Source organism: Achromobacter xylosoxidans (assembly GCF_002192695.1).
Taxonomy (GTDB): Bacteria; Pseudomonadota; Gammaproteobacteria; order Burkholderiales; family Burkholderiaceae_B; genus Achromobacter; species Achromobacter xylosoxidans_C.
The window spans coordinates 1-17,249 of sequence record NZ_MTLG01000008.1 but is presented as its reverse complement, the minus strand read 5'-3'; the positions used below and the strand labels follow the sequence as shown (position 1 = coordinate 17,249).

The 17,249-nt window shown below is 65.9% G+C and carries 17 protein-coding genes; 4 read left to right on the top strand and 13 right to left on the bottom strand.

What is annotated here, in order from left to right; translation table 11 throughout:
• Positions 1–37: 37 nt before the first annotated feature.
• On the top strand, positions 38–598 hold the full coding sequence (locus BRO63_RS01700; RefSeq protein WP_088138257.1) for a YggT family protein: 561 nt from the start codon (positions 38–40) through the stop codon (positions 596–598).
• Positions 599–625: 27 nt separating this feature from the next.
• Here the strand turns inward: BRO63_RS01700 and BRO63_RS01695 are convergent, their stop codons facing one another.
• From BRO63_RS01695 to BRO63_RS01635, 13 genes are all read right to left on the bottom strand, one after another.
• Positions 626–2,071 (bottom strand): D-alanine--poly(phosphoribitol) ligase, encoded by a 1,446-nt coding sequence (locus BRO63_RS01695; protein ID WP_088138256.1) that lies wholly within the window; start codon positions 2,069–2,071, stop codon positions 626–628.
• 16 nt (positions 2,072–2,087) lie between these two features.
• Positions 2,088–3,215: an MBOAT family O-acyltransferase gene (locus BRO63_RS01690; protein ID WP_088138255.1), complete on the bottom strand. Its 1,128-nt coding sequence runs from the start codon at positions 3,213–3,215 to the stop codon at positions 2,088–2,090.
• A gap of 7 nt (positions 3,216–3,222) precedes the next feature.
• Complete coding sequence (locus tag BRO63_RS34125; RefSeq protein ID WP_179215015.1) at positions 3,223–3,432, bottom strand: hypothetical protein; 210 nt, start codon at positions 3,430–3,432, stop codon at positions 3,223–3,225.
• The gene (locus BRO63_RS01680) at positions 3,429–4,616 is read right to left on the bottom strand and encodes a D-alanyl-lipoteichoic acid biosynthesis protein DltD (protein WP_088138254.1); all 1,188 of its coding nucleotides are present in this window, start codon (positions 4,614–4,616) and stop codon (positions 3,429–3,431) included. Before BRO63_RS01680 ends, BRO63_RS34125 begins: the two co-directional genes overlap by 4 nt.
• The gene (locus BRO63_RS01675) at positions 4,594–4,833 is read right to left on the bottom strand and encodes an acyl carrier protein (protein WP_006226661.1); all 240 of its coding nucleotides are present in this window, start codon (positions 4,831–4,833) and stop codon (positions 4,594–4,596) included. Before BRO63_RS01675 ends, BRO63_RS01680 begins: the two co-directional genes overlap by 23 nt.
• Positions 4,834–5,249: 416 nt before the next feature.
• Positions 5,250–5,753, bottom strand: a complete 504-nt coding sequence (locus BRO63_RS01670) for an outer membrane lipoprotein (protein WP_088138253.1) — start codon at positions 5,751–5,753, stop codon at positions 5,250–5,252.
• A 205-nt stretch (positions 5,754–5,958) separates the two neighbouring features.
• Complete coding sequence (locus tag BRO63_RS01665) at positions 5,959–6,900, bottom strand: carbohydrate kinase family protein (RefSeq protein WP_088138252.1); 942 nt, start codon at positions 6,898–6,900, stop codon at positions 5,959–5,961.
• 12 nt (positions 6,901–6,912) lie between these two features.
• Positions 6,913–8,349, bottom strand: a complete 1,437-nt coding sequence (locus tag BRO63_RS34625) for a DUF3426 domain-containing protein (RefSeq protein ID WP_088138251.1) — start codon at positions 8,347–8,349, stop codon at positions 6,913–6,915.
• A 21-nt stretch (positions 8,350–8,370) separates the two neighbouring features.
• Complete coding sequence (gene prmA / locus BRO63_RS01655) at positions 8,371–9,300, bottom strand: 50S ribosomal protein L11 methyltransferase (RefSeq protein WP_088138250.1); 930 nt, start codon at positions 9,298–9,300, stop codon at positions 8,371–8,373.
• A gap of 101 nt (positions 9,301–9,401) precedes the next feature.
• A complete protein-coding gene (gene accC, locus BRO63_RS01650) occupies positions 9,402–10,748 on the bottom strand; it encodes an acetyl-CoA carboxylase biotin carboxylase subunit (RefSeq protein ID WP_088138249.1) in 1,347 nt (448 codons plus the stop codon).
• A gap of 9 nt (positions 10,749–10,757) precedes the next feature.
• Positions 10,758–11,213 (bottom strand): acetyl-CoA carboxylase biotin carboxyl carrier protein, encoded by a 456-nt coding sequence (accB, locus tag BRO63_RS01645; RefSeq protein WP_088138248.1) that lies wholly within the window; start codon positions 11,211–11,213, stop codon positions 10,758–10,760.
• An 87-nt stretch (positions 11,214–11,300) separates the two neighbouring features.
• Entirely contained in the window at positions 11,301–11,735 is a 435-nt protein-coding gene (gene aroQ, locus BRO63_RS01640; protein ID WP_013391376.1) for a type II 3-dehydroquinate dehydratase, read from the bottom strand.
• 89 nt (positions 11,736–11,824) lie between these two features.
• Positions 11,825–12,358, bottom strand: coding sequence for a TlpA family protein disulfide reductase (locus BRO63_RS01635; protein ID WP_088138247.1), 534 nt, complete (start codon positions 12,356–12,358; stop codon positions 11,825–11,827).
• A gap of 94 nt (positions 12,359–12,452) precedes the next feature.
• Between BRO63_RS01635 and mpl the strand changes: the two genes are divergently transcribed.
• The 3 genes from mpl (at position 12,453) to BRO63_RS01620 (ending at position 16,433) form a co-directional block, all read left to right on the top strand.
• Positions 12,453–13,823 carry a UDP-N-acetylmuramate:L-alanyl-gamma-D-glutamyl-meso-diaminopimelate ligase gene (mpl, locus tag BRO63_RS01630; RefSeq protein ID WP_088138246.1) on the top strand — a complete coding sequence of 457 codons (1,371 nt, stop codon included), beginning with the start codon at positions 12,453–12,455 and terminating at the stop codon, positions 13,821–13,823.
• Between the two features lie 29 nt (positions 13,824–13,852).
• The gene (locus BRO63_RS01625; protein ID WP_088138245.1) at positions 13,853–14,455 is read left to right on the top strand and encodes a YqiA/YcfP family alpha/beta fold hydrolase; all 603 of its coding nucleotides are present in this window, start codon (positions 13,853–13,855) and stop codon (positions 14,453–14,455) included.
• 73 nt (positions 14,456–14,528) lie between these two features.
• Positions 14,529–16,433, top strand: coding sequence for a ribonuclease catalytic domain-containing protein (locus tag BRO63_RS01620; RefSeq protein ID WP_088138244.1), 1,905 nt, complete (start codon positions 14,529–14,531; stop codon positions 16,431–16,433).
• Positions 16,434–17,249 lie beyond the last annotated feature (816 nt).

The following is a 17,249-nucleotide window of genomic DNA, read 5'->3' as shown; positions in this document are numbered from 1 at the left end:
CGACAATTGACTCCTCATTTTCAGGGTGAACGTGTCCATGCTCGATGAAATCTTGCGCTTCCTTCTCGAAATCGTGTTCACGCTGTTCGGCGCGGCGCTGATTGCCCGCGCCTGGATGCATGCGATACGGCTGCACCCGTTCAATCCCTTGTCGCGCTTCATCTACCAGGTCACCAACTGGCTGGTGCTGCCCCTGCGCAAGATCATTCCCGCCAGCAACAAGATCGACTGGACCAGCCTGGTCGCCGTGTGGCTGTCCGCGCTGGTCTATCTGGTGCTGGTCTGGCTGGTCGCGATCGGCGCGCTGATTCCGCTGGAGTACCTGCCCCGGGTCATGGGCTCGGCGCTGATCATGGCCGTCAAATGGGCGCTGAATCTGGTGGTGTGGCTGACGCTGATCCAGGCCGTGCTGTCGTGGGTGAATCCGATGGCGCCCATGATGCCGCTGCTGCAGGCGTTGACCGCTCCCATGCTGGACCCCATCCGTCGCCTGCTGCCGCGCACCGCGATCGACTTTTCGCCACTGGTGCTGCTGATCGTCGCGCAGGTGCTGCTGATGGTGCTGTCCAACATCAGCCAGCGCATGGTGGGCCTGTAAAGCGGCGGGGCCGCGCCCCGCCAGCCCTTACGCCGGAATGCCGGCGTAGATCTCGACCAGCTTCTTGCGGTCGATCTTGTGATTGTTCGACATGGGCAGCGCCGGGCAGGCCACCAGCTCGGACGGCACCATGTAAGGCGGCAGGCGCTGTGCCAGCCGCTCTTTCCAGCCCGCCAGCGCATCCGGCTCCAGAATCCGCGGCGTCTGCTCTGCTTCCATTCCCGCCACGAATCCGATCAAGCGCACCGCCGTGCCGTCGGGCCGGCGCAGCACCGCGCAGGCGCCGCCCTCCACGCCCGGCAGGCCATGCAGCGCCTCGTCGATCTCCGCCAGTTCAATGCGATAGCCGTTCAGCTTGATCTGGTCGTCCATGCGGCCGCGGCAGAACAGCAGGCCGTCGCCCTCCATCTGACCCAGGTCGCCCGTGCGGAAAGCGCGGCGGCCGTCGGCGTAGGTGTAGAGCTTGGCCTCGTTCAGGTCGGGGCGGTTCAGATAGCCGCGCATGACGTGGTCGCCCACGATGCAGATCTCGCCTTCATCCACGATCAGCACGCTGTCGGGCTTGGCATGTCCCACCGGCAGCGGGTCGTGCGCGGCCAGGACGGCATCGGTGACCTCGATCCAGGTGGTTGCCACCGTCGCTTCCGTGGGACCGTAGGTATTGAGGATGACGGCGTCCGGGAAGCGCTGGCGCAGCTTCTTGGCCAGCGCGGACGGCAAGGGCTCGCCGCAGAACAGGAAGGTGCGCAGCGTGGGTAAGGCCGCCGGCGAGAAGTCGCGGTTGGCCAGTTGCTGATGCGCAAATGACGGCGTGGACACCCAGGCCGTCACGCCATGCTCGGCCAGGCGGGCCATCCAGGCGCTGGGCGCAGCGATCTGCTCGCGCGCGTTCAGCACGCAACAGCCGCCCGCGGCCAGCGTGGCGAACACCTCGTACATGGACAGGTCAAAGCTGAATGGCGCCTGGTTCATGAACACGGGCGCCTCGCCCAGACCGAAGCTGCCCAGCATCCAGTCGCCCAGCAGGCCCACGCTTTCACGGCCGATCTGCACGCCCTTCGGGTCGCCCGTGCTGCCGGACGTGAACATGACGTAGGCCAGGCCGCGCTCGGCCAGCATGGCCCCCTCGCCCGGCGTGAAGCTGCCGCTGGCGGCATCGAACACGGCGGCGGCGCGCACGATCTCGACGATGCGGCGCAGGCGCTCGTCCGGATAGATCGTGTCCACCGGCACGAACGGCGCCCCGATCAGCAGCGCGCCGACCATGGCGACGAAGAACGAGGCTTCCTTGTGGCCGTAGATCGCCACCGGCACGTCCGGCGCGGCCCCGCATCTGCGCGCCTCTTCGGCCCAGGCGCCGGCTTCGGCGCGCAATTGCGACCAGCTCAGGCTGCGGTCGGCGGCAACCACGGCCGGCGCATCGGGCGCGTACCCGGTATCGGTGAACTGGAAGGACTTGAGATCGAAGCGCATGCCGAAACTCCCGGCGTCAGATGGGGCTGCGGCCGCTGAACACGTAGAGCGCCAGCGCAGCAAGAATCAGGGTGAGCACGCGCCCGAGAAAACGCATGACGGGTTGCGCCAGCGCGGCTTGCAGGGCCGGGCGGGTGCGCGCGGCGTTGATCAGCAGGTTGTGGCCCACCGAGTACGCGCCGAACATCAGGCCGCTGACGATGTAGTGCAGCGACAAGCCGTTCCAGACACCCATGGCCAGCAAGGTCGCGAAGATGCCGATGTTCTGCGCCGCCATGCGGTGGCGTCCGAAGAACTTGGTCTTGCTCAGCGCCTTGTAAATGGGCATGAAGACCACGTCGCGCAACCACTCCGACAGGCTGATGTGCCAGCGGCGCCAGAAGTCCTGCGGGTTGAGCGTGGCCAGCGGATTGCGGAAGTTGATCGGCAAGGTGAAGCCGAACAGCATGCCGATGCCGATCGCCATGGTGGAGTAGCCGGCGAAATCGAAGAACAGGTAGGCGCTGTAGAGCGAGGCGTTGAGCGCCACGCCGGTGAACGAGTAGTCGTGCGCATCCAGCGTCGCCAGGCCATAGCGCCAGATGAGTTCAGCCACGCCGAACTTCTGGATCACGCCCAGCATGACGAGCTCCAGGCCGCTGAGCCAGGTGTTCAGGTTCACGCCTTCATAACCGCGCTTCAGGTCCGCCTGGAAATTGCGCCAGCGGTACATGGGGCCGGCCAGCAGCGTCAGCGGGAAGAATAGATAGATGAAGTAGTCCAGCGGCGACACGCGCTCGTTGCGCTGCGCGAACAGCAGCACGTCGATGGCGCGGAACGTGGCGAAGGACAAGCCCAGCATGGCGCCCAGGTGCGACACGCCTGTCTTCACCAGCAGCAGCGGCGTCATGGTGATGATCACGGCCAGCCAGGTGGGGATGTAGTTGCGGCGCATGGCCCACAACGCGCTGCCTGAAATGGCCAGCAAGGCGATGGGTTGATAGGGACGCGCCCAGAACACCGCCATCCACACGCCCAGGCAGATCACGCCGATGATGTGGCGATAGCCGATACGGAACGGCATGCCGAAGGAACGGTAGGCCAACAGGCCCAGGCCGCCGCACAGGGCGCCGCCGAAAAAGCTCAAGCTTGCGAACAATTCCATGGCGGGCTCAGAACTGTTGGTACTGGAATTCGACCTTGATCGGCCCGCCGCTGCCCGTGGTGGGCTGCGCCTGCAGGACGAACACCAGGATCACGCCGATATACAGGCACAGGTGCCAGAGAAAGCGGCGCCCCCAGGCGCCAGCCGCCTTGCGGGTTTCCTGCCCTTCGACGGCGCGGCCGGCCTCGGGCGCGGCCGCGGGAAGAATCTTGCTCATCGGGAAAAGTACTCCGCAATGCCTTGATCGGCCATGGCCCAGCCGAGTTCGGCCAGGTGCATGTCGTCGCGCAGCATGCCCGGTTCGAACGGGATGCTGTAGAGATCCAGGCAGCCCATCTGGTAGCGCTCGCACATGCCCGTGATGGCAGCCACCACCGGGTCGAAACGCTCCACGTCCAGGATGAGCTTGGGATTGAAGGGCTGGATGACGAAGTAGGCGTGAACCTTGCGCTTCTGCAGCAAGGCCATCACGCGCGACAGGTCGCCGAGTTCCGTGCGAGTGATCGGATCGATGTCGGCGAACTCGTTGCGGGCCGGCGAATACAGCGCCGCCAGGTACTGCTTGTAGTAATCGTCGCGCACGTCGTAGGGGTTGTGCCCGCCCAGGTCCTGCTCGACCACGCGCGCCTGATGCGTCAGCCGGCCCCACTGGCCCTGGTCCAGGCGCGCGGCCGACGGCCAGGACACATAGCGATGCGCGGGCACCGACAGCTTGCTGCGCGGGCGGTCGGGCGCTGGTTCCTTGCGCGCGTGCCACCACAGCGCCAGCTTGTCCTTCAGCTCCGCGACCTGGCCGTTGGCGATGAGCCACAGCAGCCCCCAGTTGGCGTTGTCGCTGATCCAGTTCTGCATCTGCTCGCGCGTGTTGGGCTGATCCCAGAGCCGGTCCCAGACCGGCCCCGTGACGTGTTCCGCAAACGCGCTGCGCGGCAACTGCCCGCCCGAGGCAAACCAGGCCGGCGACAGCATGACCACCAGCCGCGTGTTGGGCGTGAGCGAATCCGCCACCGACTCCAGCACGCTGACGATGCCGTAGGACTGGAACATGGCGTGGCCATAGGCCAGCGTAGGCACCTTCAGCTCTTCAGGGAAGAAGCGGTAGGGCACGAAGCGCAGATCGTGGCTGGACAGTTCGGACGAGCCAAGCACGACCAGCGTCCCGTCGCTCAAGGCGTTGCCCAGGCGATTCAGGTTGACGTGCTGGGTACCCCAGTCCGGTCCCAGGTTGGGCAGGTAGTTGCTCTTGGCGGCCGCCGAGGCCGAGGGCGCCGACATGGGATTGACCACGCGGCTGAGCAGATCGTCCGCGCCGCAATACGTACCCACCGCCAGTGCTACCGCCGTCGCGGCAGCCGCGACGTGAGACAACAGCCGGGTATTACGAAGTATGGGCAGCGACATAGCCGGCAAGCGTGCGGACCGACTGTAGGTGCTCCGCGATCTCGGGAGCCGGAATGCTGCAGCCGTACTCCGACTCGACCGCCAGCGTGATGTCCACGGCGGCGAGCGAATCGACCAGGCCGGTGGCAATCAACTGCGTATCGGGGGTGACTTTCTTCATGACGATCGACTCGACGATCTCGCCGATCTTGGTGTGGAGTTCTTGCTCGGTATGCATAGATAGTGCGGCGTTACAGGCCTGATCGGCCAACAATCCCCCGCCCCGGGATTCAGGACGACGAGATTACAAAGAAACTGCTGAAATCAGGCTGAACGTCCAGCCCACCACGCGCGACGCCTCGATGCACTCCGTTACATGATTTTCGCAATGCGACGTCGATCGCAGGCGCAATCATGGCACCACGTTCGTCAAATCGCCATGACGCTTATGGAGGAAATCGCGAGAAAACGCTGGCAAACGTAACGTTCGCGGGTAAGTCCCCGGGTGCCGCGTTGCGGCCGAGCGACAGATTCTTACGACTGCACAGCCTTTCCCGCCCTGCCCCCGTTTGGATCACAGGGGCGCCGGCAATAAAAAAGCCCCCTGACGGGGGCTTTTGCCAAGCCGCGCCGCGAGCGGCGCAGGATGGGTGCTTACATCGGCGTGATGCGGGTCGGGCCGGAGCCGCTGATCACCTGCACGCGCTGGCCCACGCTGATGGGCACATCGGCTTCCTGCGCGACGACTCGGGTCTCGCCGTTGTCCAGGCGCACGGTGATTTCGTAGCCGGAATTCTTGCCGGTCTGGTTCTCGATGGCGTTGCCCGCCAGCGCGCCCAGGATGACGCCGCCCACGGTAGCGATGGTACGGCCGGTGCCGCCGCCGATGGCGTTACCCGCCACGCCGCCCAGCGCACCGCCGGCCACCATGCCGACGCCGCTGGACTTGTCGTTCTGGATCACGATGGGACGCACGCCGGTGACCGTGCCGGTACGGACGATCTGCTCGCGCTGCGCCTGGTCATAGCTGTAGACGCCGCTGGACGCGCTGCGGTTGGCGCAGCCGCCCAGGACTGCCATCGAGGTCACGACGGCGGCGATCGCCAGCCAGCGCCCCGCGCGCGGCGTCACCAGGGAAAAAGTTTTGCTTTGATTCATTTGGACTCCTCGATCGGCCGTTGCCGACGATGTACTCATCATACCCTGGCCCCGAATTGGGGCCAGCGATGCTGCAACACACTGAAACGCACCGCCAGAAGCTGAAAAACCGGCGAAAAAGCCGGCCGGGAAAGGCGCCGGAACACAACGCCTCGCCCCTCTCCAACGGTTCGACCGCGGCCCAACTGCCGGGTTCCCGAGGGGATCAAAGAGGCAGATGGATGCCGTAGGTGGCGTGCAGCACGGCGTCGATTTCGGCGCGCGACGGCGCATGATTCTGCGGGCCGCGCGTAGCGATCTTGATGGCGCCCATGACGTTGCCCAGACGGCAGCTGTCTTCCCAGCTCCAGCCGCTGGTCAGGCCGTAAAGCAGGCCGCCGCGCTGCGCGTCGCCGCAGCCGGTCGGGTCGATCACCTGGGCCGCGCGCACCGGCGGGATCTGGAAGGTCTTGCCTTCGGTCAGCAAGGTGGCGCCTTCCGCGCCGCGCGTCACCACCACGGCCTGCAGGCTGCGGGCGATGTCTTCCATGCTGCGGCCGGTGCGCTGTTCCACCACCCCGGCTTCGTAGTCGTTCACGGTCAGCGCCTGCGCCAGCTTGAGCATGCGCTCCAGGTCGGCGCCGTCGAACAGCGGCATGGCCTGACCCAAGTCGAAGATGAACGGAATGCCGCGCTTATGCAGGCGCTCGGCGTGGGCGAACATGCCTTCCTTGGCGTCGGGCGCAACGATGGCCCAGGCCGCGTCGGCGTCGCTCAGGTCGTTTTCCGCCGCGTGCGACATGGCGCCCGGGTGAAAGGCCGTGATCTGGTTGCCGTCCAGGTCGGTGGTGATGAAGCACTGCGCGGTGAACGTGTCCGGAATCACCTTGACGCGGCTGACGTCGATGCCCAGGCCGGTCATGCGTTCCATGTATTCGCCCGCGTCTTCGCCCACGGTGGCCACGGGCACGGGCTTGCCGCCCAGCAGGTTCATGCTGTAGGCGATGTTGCCCGAGCAGCCGCCGTATTCCTTGCGCATGCTGGGCACCAGGAACGACACGCTCAGCGACTGGATGCGGTCGGCAAGAATGTGCTCCTTGAAACGCCCCTCAAACACCGCGATGGTGTCGAACGCCATCGAACCGCAAACCAGAACTGGGGTAGCCATGCGAGTCATCCCTTAAGGAAAGAATTTATTGAGTTGGTAGCCATTGACCTGGACGCCAGTCACTTCAATGGGCACGGAAATCTTCAGTTCGCCTTGCGGCGCGAAAGGACCGCGCAGCTGCTCGGGCGTCAGATAATCTTCCGGCTTGAGCGCGCGGCGCACCACCACCGTGTCCGACAGATCATTCAGGTCCAGCACCAGGGCGGGCCAGTGCTGCGGCTTGTCGTGACGGTTGCGCATCACCACCGTCAGCACCAGGCGGCTGCGGCCATCGTCGATCGCCGCAGCGCCGGTCGGCGGCTGCAGCGACGAGGAGGTGATGTGGATAAGCTCCAGGCGGCGCGCATACCCCACGCTGCAGCCCAGCGGCTGGCACGCGGTTTCCAGCACCGGCCGCAGAATGGGCACGGCATTGGCGATATCGGTGCGGTACACATACACCAGCTGCAGGCCCAGCGCGATCAGGCCGATCAGGCAGGCATAGCCCCATAGCTTGCGCAGCAGGCCATGCCGCTCCTCGCGGTCCTGGTCGAGGAACTCGGGCGGCGCGCGGCCCACATCGGTGGCGCTGGAATAGCGCGTACGCGTGTCGCCCAGCACGGGCTCGCCAGCGTCTTCGCGGTCCGGGGCGTCATCGTCTTCTTGGTAGTCATCGCGGTCGTCGCCGCGGCGCTCGTCGGCGTACTCATCGTCGTATTCGTCGTCGCGCTCGGCGTCGCGCACATCGGCGCGGGCGCGGCCGATGGTGAAGGACGGCTCCGCAGGCGCACCGCGCGGGGCGGCATCGGCGCGATAGCCAGTCTGCACCGATACCGGGACGGTCCAGCGCGGCGACTCATCATCCCGGGCAATGGCGTCATCGGCCGCGCGATGACGCGCCTGGTGATCGGCCGGGCCGTCGGCCCAGTCATCGGCCAGATCGTCGTCGTCCTGTTCAGGCTCCTGCACGCCATCGGCCGGTTCGGCGCGCCGGCGGATATCGTCGCGGCCGCGCAGCACGGCCGGCGGCACCGCGGGCGCACGGTAGGACGGCGCCACGGGCGCGCGCAGCGGTTCCGGCTCGTCGTCCCAGGGCGCAATCCGTGAAAAATCCGGCGCAGGCGCAGGACGCACACCCGGCGGCATGGCGGGAGGCTGCGGCGTGATGGGAGCTGCCGGCGCAATCGGCGCCTGCGGTTCAGCGGGCGCCTGCGGTGCGAGGGGCGCTGCCGGCGTCGCCAGGACCGGCGCGGCCTGGCTGGCGGCCGGCGTCACCGCCGTGGCCGGCATCGCCGGCGCTGCGGGCGGCACCGATTGCGGCGCCGCGCCTGCTACCGGCAGCAGGCAGGCGCGCCCGTCGAACACGGTCGAGCAGGCGCCGCAACGCACCAGGCCATTGCGGACCCGCAGTTGATCAGGCACCACCTTGAAGGTGGTGCCGCACTGCGGGCAACGGGTGGTCAAGGCCATGGCGCAATCCTGCGGCGGCGCTCAGGCCTTCTGGCCGTGCAGGCACACCCAGCCGTCGCGCGCGCGCCAGACCGACATCGCGATCCACGGCGCGTAGGCGGCGGCCACTTCCTCGGCTTGGCGCTCCAGCACGCCGGACAGGACCAGATGACCGCCCGCGGCAACCCGTCCGGCCAGCATCGGCGCCAGCACCTTCAGGGGGTTGGACAGGATGTTGGCCACGACCACTTCGAACGTGCCTTCCGCCAGTCCATCGGGCAGCATGGCTTGCAGCTCGACGTGGTTGACCTCGGCATTGAAGATCGTGCTCTGCACCGCCTGGGCGTCGATATCCACCGCCTGGGTCGGACCCGCGCCCAGCTTGCGCGCGGCAATCGCCAGGATGCCCGAACCGCAGCCGTAATCCAGCAGCGTGGCGCCAGCCGGCAATTCGGCTTCCAGCCAGGCCAGGCACAGATGGGTCGTGGGATGGCTGCCGGTGCCGAACGCCAGGCCAGGATCGAGCTCGATATGGATCGCGCTTTCCTGGGTGGAGGCATCCGGCTCGAAAGCCGGCACATCGGGATTGTCGCGGTGCCAGCTGGGCACGATCCACAGGCGTTCGGCGATATGGATGGGGCCGAACTGCGACTGCGTCAGGCGCACCCAGTCGGCGTCGGGCACGTCGCGCAGGCTCCAGCCCTCGAACACGGCGGGGTCCAGCTCGCCCGCGACGGCTGCTTCTTCCATGATCTGCGCGGGATCGGCGCCATCGGGCAGCAAGGCGACGACGCGGTTGCGATCCCAGGCCTGCACGTCGGGCTCGGTGCCCGGCTCGCCGAACAAGGGACGCTCGTCGTCGGTGCCCAGGTCGGCATCTTCGACGGATACCGACAGCACGCCAGCTTCCAGCAAGGCGTCCGAGAGGGCTTCGGCCTGCGCTTCCAGGCAATGGAGCACGAGTTCACGCATGATGATTCTTCCATCTGGTCAACGGGCCGCGGCTTGCGCCGCGGCCCGTTGACCGTAAAACAAAACAGGAGCGGCCCGGGAGCGGAAGCCCCGGATCGCGGTCAGGGACGCTGAGCCAACTTGTGTTCCAGGTAGTGGATGCTGGTGCCGCCTTCGATGAAGCGGGCGTCCTGCAGCATTTCGCGATGCAGCGGGATGTTGGTGGAAATGCCTTCCACCACCATTTCCGACAGTGCGGTGCGCATGCGGGCCAGCGCCTGGTCGCGCGTATCGCCGTAGGTAATGACCTTGGCGATCATCGAGTCGTAGTTCGGCGGCACGAAATAACCGTTGAACGCATGCGAATCGATACGCACGCCCGGACCGCCCGGGGTATGCCAGTTGGTGATGCGCCCCGGGCTGGGCACGAAGCGGAACGGATCTTCCGCATTGATGCGGCATTCGATCGCGTGGCCCTTGAACGTGATGTCGCGCTGGCGCAGCGTGAACTTCTCGCCGGCGGCGATCAGGATCTGCTGCTGGACCAGATCGATGCCGGTGATCAGCTCGGTGACCGGGTGTTCGACCTGGATGCGGGTGTTCATTTCGATGAAATAGAACTCGCCGTTTTCATACAGGAACTCGAACGTGCCCGCGCCGCGATAGCCCATCTTGCGGCAGGCGTCGGCGCAACGGTCGCCAATGCGCTCGATCAGTCGGCGCGCGACACCCGGCGCGGGCGCCTCTTCGATGACTTTCTGGTGGCGGCGCTGCATGGAGCAGTCGCGCTCGCCCAGCCAGACGGCATTGCGGCCGCCATCGGCCAGCACCTGGATTTCGATATGGCGCGGGTTCTCGAGGAACTTCTCCATATAGACTTCCGGGTTGTTGAACGCGGCGCCCGCTTCCGAGCGCGTCATCGTGACGGCGTTCAGCAGCGCGGCCTCGGTGTACACCACGCGCATGCCGCGGCCACCGCCGCCGCCTGCCGCCTTGATGATGACCGGATAGCCGACTTCGCGCGCAATACGGATGATTTCCTGCGGATCGTCGGGCAAAGCGCCTTCCGAACCCGGCACCACCGGCACGCCGGCTTCGATCATGGCGCGCTTGGCGCTGACCTTGTCGCCCATCAGGCGGATGGTGTCCGGACGCGGGCCGATGAAGACGAAGCCGCTCTTTTCGACGCGATCGGCGAAGTCGGCATTTTCGGACAAGAACCCGTAACCCGGGTGAATTGCCTCGGAATCCGTGACTTCGGCCGCCGAAATGATGGCCGGCATGTTCAGGTAGCTTTCACGCGACGGCGCGGGCCCGATGCACACAGATTCATCGGCCAGGCGCACGTACTTGGCTTCGCGGTCAGCCTCGGAGTGCACGACCACGGTCTTGATGCCCAGCTCGCGGCAAGCGCGCTGAATGCGCAGGGCGATTTCGCCCCGATTGGCGATCAGGATTTTTTCGAACATTTTCAGCTATCAGCCAATGACGAACAGGGGTTGACCGTACTCGACGGGCTCGCCGTTTTCGACCAGGATTTCTTTGATGACGCCGGACTTGTCGGCTTCGATTTCATTGAGCAGCTTCATGGCTTCAATGATGCACAGCGGATCGCCTTCCTTGACGGTGGCGCCAACGTCGATGAACGGAGCGGCGCCCGGGTTCGGCGCGCGATAGAACGTGCCGACCATGGGGGCCTTGACGACGTGGCCCTGGATCACCGGCGCGGCTTCCGCGGCGGGCGCGGCCGGCGCAACTGCCTGGGCCACCGGCGCGACCGGCACGCCGGCTTCGGGGTGATGGTAGGCGACCGGCTGCAAGGTCTGCGAGAACTTGACGATCCTCACCTTGCCTTCGCCTTCGGTGATTTCCAGCTCGGCGATGCCCGATTCAGCCACCAGGTCGATCAGGGTTTTGAGTTTTCGGAGGTCCATAGAAGCTGCTTCCCGAGATAGTGTCGGCGACGTCCCAGCGTCGGGTCCGCGCCGTATAAGATGTAAATGCTGTGGTTTGGTGCGAGATCAGTGCCGCACTGCGTAACGCAGAGCCGCCTCGTAGCCGTCCGCGCCCAGGCCGCTGATGAGGCCTACCGCCAAGTCGGACAGATAAGAGTGATGCCTGAAGGGCTCTCGCTTATACAGATTGGACAAATGTACTTCAATAAATGGGATCGCGACCCCAGCCAGCGCATCGCGAATTGCGACGCTGGTGTGCGTATATGCCGCCGCGTTGATGATGATGAAGTCGGTGCCGTCTTGCCGGGCCGCCTGAATGCGGTCAACCAGCGCGCCTTCGTGATTGCCTTGCCACGCTGTCAGCGTGGCGCCCAGTTCGCCTGCGAGCAGCTCAAGACCCTCGTTGATCTGTTGCAGCGTAAGGCTGCCGTAGATATGAGGTTCTCGGGTGCCGAGCAGGTTCAGGTTCGGGCCATGCAATACCAGTATGTTTTGCGCCATGCGCTTGCCAATGAGTGGTTTGCCAATTGTTGGCAAAACAGCCGATAAACCAGCTTTTTACGCCAATTCCTACTATTTGTCCAACAGACTTACGCCTTTAAACCAGACAGGGTGCGGTCCAGATCATCGGGCTGAATTTCACCCAATATCTTCCGGTTAATTCCGCCATCTGCATTGAAAACAATAGTAAAAGGCAGACCGCCACTGGGATTCCCCAGCTTGCGCAGGGTATCGATGGCACCTGCGCCTATCACCCACAGAGGGTAGGAAACCTGCACTTTCTCGACAAATTTTTGCATATTCGCAGCCGAATCGACACCAATGCCGACAAATCGTACATGCGGATATTTTTTCTGCAGAGAGTCGAGTTCGGGCATTTCTCGGACGCACGGCGCGCACCAGGTTGCCCAGAAATTGACCACGATGGGCTGGCCTTTCCAGCCCGCCAGCGTATGGGACGCCCCGTTCAGGTCGGGGAGCGGCATCTGCATCAGGGCGGCGACGGGATCGCCGGCATCGGCCGCGGCCGAGGGCGTCGAGGTCTTGCGGCCCATCAGGGTGTAGCCGCCCGCAACCGTGGCGGCTATGGCCACGCCGGCGGAAAGAAGTAGGCGTCGATTCATGGCGCGATCATAACCGCTGCCGCCGTTTTGCGCCGCGCAGGGCCGGGCTTGCACTTCCTCTATATATATACAATGCAGGACAGGAGAGTTTTCAATGCACCTGCATATTCTTGGCATCTGCGGTACGTTCATGGGCGGCTTGGCGCTGATCGCGCGCGCGGCCGGCCACAAGGTCACTGGTTGCGACGCGGGCGTGTACCCGCCCATGAGCACGCAGCTGTCCGAACAGGGAATCGAACTGATCGAAGGCTTCGGCGCCGAACAGCTGGCGCTCAAGCCCGATCTCTATGTGATCGGCAATGTGGTCAGCCGCGGCAATCCGCTGATGGAAGCCATCCTGGAATCCGGCGCGCGCTACGTGTCGGGCCCGCAATGGCTGGGCGACAACATCCTGCCGGGCCAGCACGTGCTGGCGGTGGCAGGCACCCACGGCAAGACCACCACCAGTTCGATGCTGGCCTGGGTGCTGGAAGCCGCAGGCCTGGCGCCCAACTTCCTGATCGGCGGCGTGGCGCAGGACCTGCACGTGTCGGCGCGCTTCGATCCGTCGCGCCGCCCCTTCGTGATCGAGGCGGATGAATACGACACGGCCTTCTTCGACAAGCGCTCGAAGTTCGTGCATTACCGTCCGCGCACAGCCATCCTGAACAATCTTGAATACGATCACGCCGACATCTTCCCCGATCTGGCGGCGATCGAGACCCAGTTCCATCATCTGGTGCGAACCATCCCCGGCTCCGGCCGCATCGTACGCCCGGCGCACTGCGCCGCGCTGGACCGCGTGATTGCCCGCGGATGCTGGTCCGAAACCGTCACGTTCGGCGCCGATGGCGCCTGGCAGGCGACAGCGCCGGATGCCCAGGGCGCCTTCAGCGTGCTGCGCGGCGGCGTCACCGCCGGCACCGTGCGCTGGAACCTGACGGGCGAGCACAACCGCATGAACGCGCTGGCGGCGCTGGCCGCCGCCGAACACGTGGGCGTGCCGGCAGCCCAGGGCATCGAGGCCCTGAGCCGCTTCGCGGGGGTGAAGCGCCGCATGGAGCTGCGCGGCACGGTCAACGGCATCAAGGTCTACGACGATTTCGCGCACCATCCCACCGCCATCGCCACCACCCTGGAAGGCCTGCGCCGCCAGGTGGGAGCAGCCCGCATCCTGGCCGTGCTGGAGCCGCGCTCCAACACTATGAAGCTGGGCACCATGGCCGCCCGGCTGCCCGAGGCCCTGGCCGACGCCGACCTGGTGTTCTGCTTCGGCGCCCATTCCGGCAAGCACGCCCTGGGCTGGAATCCGGCCGAAGTGCTGGCTCCCCTGGGCGACCGCGCTTCCAGCTACGATGACATCGGCGCGCTGGTCGCCGCCGTGGCGGGCGCCGCCCGCCCGGGCGACCAGGTGCTGGTCATGAGCAACGGCGGCTTCGGCGGCGTGCACGGCAAGCTGCTGGACGCCCTGCAGGCGCACGCCTGATCCCGGCAAAGACACCGCAAAGGCGAGCCATGATTCTTTATCTGCACGGTTTCCGTTCCTCGCCGACCTCGTTCAAAGCCAAGATGATGGCCGACGCCATGGCCGAGCGCGGCCTGGCGGCTGCCTGGGCCTGCCCGCAACTGCCCGCCAGTCCGCGTGAAGCCGTCGCTCAGGCGTTGGACATCGCCCGGCGCCAGCTGGCTGGCGCGGATTCCCCCCGCGCGCTGACCGTGATCGGCTCTTCGCTGGGCGGCTTCTACGCCACCTGGCTGGCCGAGCAGCTGGGCTGCAAGGCGGTGCTGCTGAATCCGGCGGTCGAGGCCGCCCGCGACCTCGCCACCCAGATCGGCGAGCACCGCATGTATCATTCCGACGCGCCGTTCGTCTTCCTGCCCGAATACGTGGACGAACTGGCCGCCATCCACGTTCCACGCATCACCCAGCCCAACCGCTACTTCCTGGTGGCGGCCACCGGCGACGAGGTGCTGGATTGGCGCGAAATGCGCGATCGGTACGCGGGCTGCCGCCAGCGCATCGTGCAAGGCAGCGACCACGGCTTGTCCGATTTCGCGGAATGGATGCCCGAAGTGCTTGAATTCGCCCTTGGCGACAAGCAGGTTCGCCCCCAATAATCAGTATCAGACTTCCACACTCTATATAGCTGCGCAAGGCGGCGCGTGCGCGCCGCCCAGGACGATCCCCACCATGTATGTGTTTTACGAAGACGACGGCAGCTTCAAGGCCGGCAATATCCTGTCCGAGACCGATGCCAGCCTGCAGGTGGAATCGGAATCCGGCAAGCGCAGCAAGATCAAGCGCGCCAATACCTTGTTCACCTTCGCCGCGCCCGAACCGGCCGCGCTGATGAGCCAGGCGGCCGCGACTGCCGAAACACTGGACCTGCAATTCCTGTGGGAATGCGCGCCGCAGGATGAATTCGATTCCCCCGCCCTGGCCGCCGACTACTTTGGCCACGCGCCCACGCCGGTGGAACAGGCCGCGCTGCTGATGCGCCTGCACGGCGCACCGGCATACTTCCACCGCCGCGGCAAGGGCCGCTACCGCCCCGCCCCGCCCGACATCCTGGCCGCCGCCCTGGCCGCGCTGGAGAAAAAGCAACGCCAGGCCGAGCAGCAGCAGGAATGGGTGGATGAAATGGCCGCGGGGCGCCTGCCCGAGCCCATCGCCCAGACCGCAGAGTCGCTGCTGATCCGCCCCGACAAGAATTCGCAGCAATGGAAGGCGCTGGACGCCGCCTGCGCCAAGCTGGGCAAGAGCCCCGACCGGCTGCTGCTGGAACTGGGCGCCTGGCCGCACGCGCTGGCGCTGCACAAGCGCCGCTTCCTGGCGGTGAACTTCCCGCGCGGGCTGGCGTTCCCGGACCTGGAACTGCCGCCCATCGACCGCGAACTGCCGTTGTCCGACGCCGAAATCTATTCGGTGGACGACGTCACCACCACCGAAATCGACGACGCGCTGTCCGTCTCCACCCTGCCCGACGGCCGCCTGCGCGTCGGCGTGCACGTGGCGGCGCCGGGCGTCACCGTGACCCGCGACAGCGATTTCGACAAACTGGCGCGCGCGCGACTGTCCACCGTCTACATGCCGGGCGACAAGATCCCGATGCAGCCGGACAGCATCATCCAGGCGTTCTCGCTGGACGCCGGCCGCGAAGTGCCGGCGCTGTCCCTGTACGTGGTGGCCGATCCGGAAACCGGCGAAATCATCGAATCGGAAACCCGCCTGGAACGTATCGTGGTGCGCGAGAACCTGCGCCACAACATGCTGGACGCCCAAGTCACGGAAGCCAGCCTGTCCGATCCGTCCGCCGACCTGCCCTACGGCCACTGGCTGCGTCCGCTGTGGAAGCTGGCGCAGGCCCTCTCGGCGCAACGCGAAAACGTGCGCGGCAAGCCGGAAAACAATTCGCGGGTGGAGTACAGCTTTTACCTGGACGGCAATCCCGACGATCCCGATACGCCGGTGCGCCTGGTGCCGCGCCAACGCAACGCGCCGCTGGACCGGATGGTGGCCGAGTACATGATCCTGGCGAACAACCTCTGGGGCGGCCTGCTGCACCAGCATGGCGTGCCGGGCATCTACCGCTCGCAACAGGCGGGCCGCGTGCGCATGAGCACCCAGGCCCTGCCGCACGAAGCCATCGGCGTGCCGCAATACGCCTGGAGCACTTCGCCGCTGCGCCGCTACGTGGACCTGGTGAACCAGTGGCAGCTGATCGCGGCTGTCGAACACGGCGTCTCCGCCCGCCTGGTCGCCCCGTTCAAGCCGCGCGACGCGGACCTGTTCGCCATCATCGGCGCTTTCGACGCGCAATACGCGGCCTGGGCCGAGTTCCAGAGCGCGATGGAACGCTACTGGTGCCTGCGCTGGCTGAAGCAGCACAACGTGACGCGTACCGTGGCGCACGTGCTGCGGGACGACCTGGTGCGCTTCGCGAATGCGCCGCTGGTGACTCGCGTCGGGGGGATGCCGGAGCTGGAGCGCGGGACTGCGGTGGAGATCGATATTCTGGGGATGGATGAGTTGTCTCTGGAGCTGGATTGCCGGTATATCGGGGAGATTAGTCCTGCTGTGGGTGGGCAGGAGTAAGGTCTTCTTCTGTCTGGCTGGCGTGTTTTGGCGGTGCGCTGCGAGTTCTACGTAGGCCGCCCGTTGGCGCGGGCGCCTGAGGGGCGGGCGCCCACGATTGCGGTCCGGAGCCTTCGCTCCGGACTGCCCCGTCGTCATCTTCGTCCAGGCCTTCGGCCTTCCCTTCAGATTCCCTCGGGCGCATCGAGGTTGCCCGCCTCTCAGGCGCCCGCGCCAACGGGCTACGTGCGTCTTGGACTGATGCGCTGCTGGAGCCGTGGTCAGGGGCGATGCTTGTGCTGCCCGTCATTCTCGGCCGCGCGGGCGGCCGAGAATGACATACGTGATTTCTTAAATTGCGATTGTGTTCACTTGCGCGAATGCGACGAATCGTTTGCTATTGGTCCCCCAGCTCTTGGGGGATGGGCGGTGATGGGTGGCGCGCGATGGGCAGCGGCTTGCGCATGCAGATCCGGACGCGCGCCACCCATCCGGCATCCGCGTTGAATCACGATTGTTGGTCGGCCCGTGCGCTTAACCATCACCCCGCCCCCGACGCAGCGTCCCACCAAATCCAGACCCGGTTCCCGCGTGCCATGCGCGTCACCACGAGAACGCCCCACCACCAACGCGCAGCGCCATCACACAACGCAAGACACCGCGTAAGCCCCAAAAGGCCGCCCGCGCGGCCGGCCTGGGGCGAGCCCCGCAAGACACGCCCCCACTCACTATCCGTGGCCAGAACGCCAAGCACACCGACCGCCCCGGCGCCCGTGAAGATTCATACATCAGAGCCTGTCGCGTCGGCGGCCTGCGGGGCGCGGGGCGTCGATAAGC

What these genes read in the sequence shown, in the direction of transcription:
- accB (WP_088138248.1), bottom strand. Translation starts at nt 11,213, where the DNA reads ATGGACCTCCGAAAACTCAAAACCCTGATCGACCTGGTGGCTGAATCG.
- BRO63_RS01625 (WP_088138245.1), top strand. Translation starts at nt 13,853, where the DNA reads ATGATTCTTTATCTGCACGGTTTCCGTTCCTCGCCGACCTCGTTCAAA.
- BRO63_RS01700 (WP_088138257.1), top strand. Translation starts at nt 38, where the DNA reads ATGCTCGATGAAATCTTGCGCTTCCTTCTCGAAATCGTGTTCACGCTG.
- aroQ (WP_013391376.1), bottom strand. Translation starts at nt 11,735, where the DNA reads ATGGCGCAAAACATACTGGTATTGCATGGCCCGAACCTGAACCTGCTC.
- BRO63_RS01620 (WP_088138244.1), top strand. Translation starts at nt 14,529, where the DNA reads ATGTATGTGTTTTACGAAGACGACGGCAGCTTCAAGGCCGGCAATATC.
- mpl (WP_088138246.1), top strand. Translation starts at nt 12,453, where the DNA reads ATGCACCTGCATATTCTTGGCATCTGCGGTACGTTCATGGGCGGCTTG.
- BRO63_RS01695 (WP_088138256.1), bottom strand. Translation starts at nt 2,071, where the DNA reads ATGCGCTTCGATCTCAAGTCCTTCCAGTTCACCGATACCGGGTACGCG.
- BRO63_RS01635 (WP_088138247.1), bottom strand. Translation starts at nt 12,358, where the DNA reads ATGAATCGACGCCTACTTCTTTCCGCCGGCGTGGCCATAGCCGCCACG.
- BRO63_RS34125 (WP_179215015.1), bottom strand. Translation starts at nt 3,432, where the DNA reads ATGAGCAAGATTCTTCCCGCGGCCGCGCCCGAGGCCGGCCGCGCCGTC.
- BRO63_RS01690 (WP_088138255.1), bottom strand. Translation starts at nt 3,215, where the DNA reads ATGGAATTGTTCGCAAGCTTGAGCTTTTTCGGCGGCGCCCTGTGCGGC.
- BRO63_RS01665 (WP_088138252.1), bottom strand. Translation starts at nt 6,900, where the DNA reads ATGGCTACCCCAGTTCTGGTTTGCGGTTCGATGGCGTTCGACACCATC.
- accC (WP_088138249.1), bottom strand. Translation starts at nt 10,748, where the DNA reads ATGTTCGAAAAAATCCTGATCGCCAATCGGGGCGAAATCGCCCTGCGC.
- prmA (WP_088138250.1), bottom strand. Translation starts at nt 9,300, where the DNA reads ATGCGTGAACTCGTGCTCCATTGCCTGGAAGCGCAGGCCGAAGCCCTC.
- BRO63_RS34625 (WP_088138251.1), bottom strand. Translation starts at nt 8,349, where the DNA reads ATGGCCTTGACCACCCGTTGCCCGCAGTGCGGCACCACCTTCAAGGTG.
- BRO63_RS01670 (WP_088138253.1), bottom strand. Translation starts at nt 5,753, where the DNA reads ATGAATCAAAGCAAAACTTTTTCCCTGGTGACGCCGCGCGCGGGGCGC.
- BRO63_RS01675 (WP_006226661.1), bottom strand. Translation starts at nt 4,833, where the DNA reads ATGCATACCGAGCAAGAACTCCACACCAAGATCGGCGAGATCGTCGAG.
- BRO63_RS01680 (WP_088138254.1), bottom strand. Translation starts at nt 4,616, where the DNA reads ATGTCGCTGCCCATACTTCGTAATACCCGGCTGTTGTCTCACGTCGCG.